We start from the raw sequence: 3,898 nt of genomic DNA on the forward strand, positions 1-3,898 counted from the left end.
AAGGACGGGCGATCTGCTGTCGCCGCCGCCGCGTATCGGTCGGGCGCGTCTCTGGTGGATGATCGGACCGGCAATGCTCACGACTACACGCGGCGGCGTGGTGTCGTTGCAACCGGGATCATCACCCCAGACGGACAAGGTTGTGAGCGAAACGCCCTGTGGAATGGAGCCGAGGCCGCCGAGAAGCGGAAGGACGGCCGGACTGCCCGCGAGTGGGTTCTTGCCCTTCCCGCTGAACTGACCGACCAGCAGCGGCTGGACCTCATCGCGCAGTTTAGTCGATCCCTGGCCGAGCGTTTCGGGGTGGCTGTCGATTTCGCCATTCATCGCCCAGGGCGAGAAGGCGATCAGCGCAACCACCATGCCCATGTGCTGACCACGACCCGGCAGATCAGCCGTGATGCTTCGGGCGCTCTGGTGTTTGGAGACAAGGCACAGCCCGAACTTTCAGATGCCCAGTTGCGCAAGCAAGGCATCGAGAAAGGGGCGGTTCTGGTTGAGGAAGTCCGGGCGCTCTGGGAGGCACAAGCCAATTCGGCTCTAGAAGCCGCAGGAGAGGCCGCACGGATCGACCGGCGCAGTCTCAAGGCTCGTGGGGTCGATAGGGCGCCTACGGTCCATCTAGGGCCTTCTGTGACGGCCCTAGAGCGTCGTGGGCGCAAGACAGATGCCGGGAACATCAACCGGGCCATAGAGCAGGACAACGAGCGGAAAGCGGCGCTGACGGCGGAAATCATCGACCTACAGGCGGAGCGTGAGCGGTTGCGCGCCCAAGCCGCACGGGATGAGGAGCAGCGGCGGAAGCAGAGAGCCGCCTTTGTTCAGGAGTGGGATGATTACATGAAGCCCCGAAAGTCTTGGGGGCTGGATGAAATACTCAAGCAGGCCACTGATGAACTAGCTCTAGGAGAGGTCGGTTTGCGTGAGGGGATCGTTAAGGATACCCCAGAGTATGCGCTTAAAACTCAAGAAATCCGCGATCTTGAGAAAAGAATACCGCAGGAAGAGTATAATCTGACTCAGGCAGAATATCGTCTTGAGGCCCGTCACCACGACATTGACGAATGGTCAAAGACGGTTGGCTTTTTCGCACGCCTACGCCCCCCGCCAGAGATCCAAGAAAAGAAAGAACAAGCGGCGGAACTCAAGATTGAAATTCGTCAGATCACTGGTGTTTTGACGACCCTAAAGGCCGCTTTAGAGCGGGCAAAACAGTTATTCAAAGACTGGTTTCAGGCAGAGGTAAACAGCCCCAATCTGGATGCTCGGTTGCGTTGGCGTTCTCTCACGCTGACTGAAGTTATGAAGAAATGTGAAACCCACATGGCCAAGGACAGAGAGCAAGAGGAATTAAGACATCAAGAGTTTAACCGATGGCTAGAAGAACAAAGTCTGGAAACACAAAGGCGGGTAGATAAGAGGCCGGTAGAACAGGTGCAGGAAAGCACACAGCCGTCTCCGGTTACTCACATTCCAAAGCAGGACGACGATTTCGAGGACGATTGGGACGACAGCCCATCTCCCGGCATGTGAGGCGATTTAGCCGCTAAATTCGTCGTGTCTTGAGCAAGCAGAGTTACCCGGCAAAAGGCAGGGCAGACCCGGAGCGAGCGCAGCGCGGGAGCGGCGTAGCCCGCCCGGGAGGGCGTCCGGGTATTGATTTAAAACTTGATGGCTGAATAAAAAACCATACCATTTTCATCTACAAGTTCGAGCTTTTTTGGAGTATTTTCTTTAATATTAGCTTCCAAAATTGAAACTTTTAATGTTTCGTGGCCTTCTAATTCGTCAAGATTATCAATCATTACTTGAAGTGGCATCGTGCAAACCTTCATTTAACTTAGTTAATAGGTTATACTGTCTTCGATCCCATTTTAGGAATGAGGTCGATTCAGAATTTTGTATTATAATTATTCATATTTACAATACCTTTGTTTATCAATTGGAGTGCCAAACCCGGAGCGGCGTAGTCATGTCATTCCGGTAATAATTTTATGGAGATAAATCATGACAAGTGATGATTTTAAAGAAATGCAGAAAGAATTTTCTGATTTAGCGAAAAAATTCTTAGATTCTGGTTATAAACATCAATTTGTTTCCGAAGCATTGGGATCAACACTTATAAATCTTGGTCCACATGATAATGTAGAGTTTAGAATATTACATTTAGAAGCAACTTACGCCCAAATCGCTAAACTTTTAGGGAGAGATGCTTCAGCAATGTTGCCAAGAGACAGATTCAGTCCTGCATTAAAAGGAATAGAGGATGAATAAACCAGCATATTGCGTTTTTTCAGGAATGGGCGAACACTAGCCCTAGAAACGGCGAAAGGCCGGTGCGTCAACACCGGCCTTTCAGCTTGACCCGCCAGATCGAGTGGACGGGCCAGCTTTCCGAGAGAACGATACCCTAAAGCGGGTGGTTCCCTCAAGAGAAGATGGTCAGTCCGAGTGAGGATAGACAATGACCATCGCTTCTATGTTCGTTCGCAACCGTGTTCCTGCCCTTCAACATGAGATGAAGGGACAGCCGACGACGAAGCTGAAGCATATCTTCAAAAGCAATGTTGAAGCGGCCTTTAAGGCTGGCGATCTCCCCGCGCGGTATCACGCATGGAAGGCAGTTTTTAAGGCTTTCATTGACCTGATGGGGCCTGATGGGGCGCTGTATCCGTCGCATGCCAAGATCGCCGAGAAGTCCCAGACCAGTGAGCGGACCGTGTGGGCTGCGATGAACGCTCTTGAGAAGGTCGGACTTATCCGAGTGACGGCCCGCTATGTATACGATGCGGAGAAAGGGAAGAGAGTCCGGACCTCGAACGCCTATGAGATCGTCTTGAACGCCGCACAGCGGGCGGCGGCGATTGTAGCCGCAGCAGCCCGTAAAGCGCATGAGGCATCACGCCGACAGGCAGCTATGGCGGCTCGTGTGGTGTCTGGTCTTTTCCACTACCTACCCGCAACGGACACGGACGATCCTCAATCTAATATATTTAGAAAGAGGGAAATCGAGCTTCATGTCCCGAAAATGAGCAAATGGGACATGATCGACTGGCTCAACCAAAGTTCCAGTCCCCTCTAATCTGACCTGAAACAACCTACCCGCAATGGAACTGAGACGCTGATGGGAGAAGCACGTCCGGACGCCTTCGGCGGGCTACGCCGCTCCCGCTCTGCGCTCGCTCCGGACCAGTGAGGACAGAGAAAGGGGAGGGGGATTTGCTCAAGGGGAAAGGAGTAGGTGGGGTCAGACCATTTCCCGCCACTTAGCGATGAGCGGGGCGAGACGCTCAGCATCGGCTTTTCGGAGCTTATCGCCTTCAACCTGCTTGAGAAGCCATGACCGGATGGCAGGGTCATGTTCAGCAGCAGAAAGAAGGATACCACCCAGCACGATCTTTCGGCCTGTGTCCTGCTTTCTAGTTTCCAAACGTAGGCGCGCCAACCGTGCTTCGGTATCGGCAATTTTCTGATCGAGTGTCTTAGCCATTTTTGCAAAATCCGACCTATTGATGTATGCGATCTTATCACGAAGTGCGCAGTTACGAATTGATAAATCAATTCCTGCGTAGGGGTGTTCCTCCCCTTAACCCCACCTTGGAGCCGACCGTTGGCCCTGTATCGCGCCGAAACCAAACCAATATCGCGGAAGGACGGGCGATCTGCTGTCGCCGCCGCCGCGTATCGGTCGGGCGCGTCTCTGGTGGATGATCGGACCGGCAATGCTCACGACTACACGCGGCGGCGTGGTGTCGTTGCAACCGGGATCATCACCCCAGACGGACAAGGTTGTGAGCGAAACGCCCTGTGGAATGGAGCCGAGGCCGCCGAGAAGCGGAAGGACGGCCGGACTGCCCGCGAGTGGGTTCTTGCCCTTCCCGCTGAACTGACCGACCAG

Annotated in this window: 6 protein-coding genes; 4 read left to right on the forward strand and 2 right to left on the reverse strand. The window is 53.6% G+C overall.

Translation table 11 applies throughout. The annotated features are described in order from the left end of the window. Positions 1–1,533: MobQ family relaxase (gene mobQ, locus KP701_RS15885; protein WP_215747886.1), on the forward strand; the 1,533-nt coding region annotated here is incomplete at its 5' end. A 128-nt stretch (positions 1,534–1,661) separates the two neighbouring features. Here the strand turns inward: mobQ and KP701_RS15890 are convergent. Next, positions 1,662–1,820, reverse strand: coding sequence for a hypothetical protein (locus tag KP701_RS15890; RefSeq protein ID WP_215747887.1), 159 nt, complete (start codon positions 1,818–1,820; stop codon positions 1,662–1,664). A 187-nt stretch (positions 1,821–2,007) separates the two neighbouring features. Here KP701_RS15890 and KP701_RS15895 point away from each other — a divergent pair, with 187 nt between their 5' ends. Together KP701_RS15895 and KP701_RS15900 are read left to right on the forward strand one after the other, a co-directional pair. Beyond that, positions 2,008–2,274 carry a hypothetical protein gene (locus KP701_RS15895; RefSeq protein ID WP_215747888.1) on the forward strand — a complete coding sequence of 89 codons (267 nt, stop codon included), beginning with the start codon at positions 2,008–2,010 and terminating at the stop codon, positions 2,272–2,274. 190 nt (positions 2,275–2,464) lie between these two features. Beyond that, positions 2,465–3,082: a helix-turn-helix domain-containing protein gene (locus KP701_RS15900; RefSeq protein WP_215747889.1), complete on the forward strand. Its 618-nt coding sequence runs from the start codon at positions 2,465–2,467 to the stop codon at positions 3,080–3,082. Positions 3,083–3,247: 165 nt separating this feature from the next. Here the strand turns inward: KP701_RS15900 and KP701_RS15905 are convergent, their stop codons facing one another. Further along, the gene (locus KP701_RS15905; protein ID WP_215747890.1) at positions 3,248–3,490 is read right to left on the reverse strand and encodes a hypothetical protein; all 243 of its coding nucleotides are present in this window, start codon (positions 3,488–3,490) and stop codon (positions 3,248–3,250) included. 120 nt (positions 3,491–3,610) lie between these two features. Here KP701_RS15905 and KP701_RS15910 point away from each other — a divergent pair. Next, on the forward strand, positions 3,611–3,898 hold a 288-nt coding region (locus KP701_RS15910), incomplete at its 3' end, for a MobA/MobL family protein (RefSeq protein ID WP_215747891.1).

Source organism: Gluconobacter sp. P1C6_b, from assembly GCF_018811945.1.
Lineage (GTDB): Bacteria > Pseudomonadota > Alphaproteobacteria > Acetobacterales > Acetobacteraceae > Gluconobacter.

What these genes read in the sequence shown, in the direction of transcription:
- KP701_RS15895 (WP_215747888.1), top strand. Translation starts at nt 2,008, where the DNA reads ATGACAAGTGATGATTTTAAAGAAATGCAGAAAGAATTTTCTGATTTA.
- KP701_RS15890 (WP_215747887.1), bottom strand. Translation starts at nt 1,820, where the DNA reads ATGCCACTTCAAGTAATGATTGATAATCTTGACGAATTAGAAGGCCAC.
- KP701_RS15905 (WP_215747890.1), bottom strand. Translation starts at nt 3,490, where the DNA reads ATGGCTAAGACACTCGATCAGAAAATTGCCGATACCGAAGCACGGTTG.
- KP701_RS15900 (WP_215747889.1), top strand. Translation starts at nt 2,465, where the DNA reads ATGACCATCGCTTCTATGTTCGTTCGCAACCGTGTTCCTGCCCTTCAA.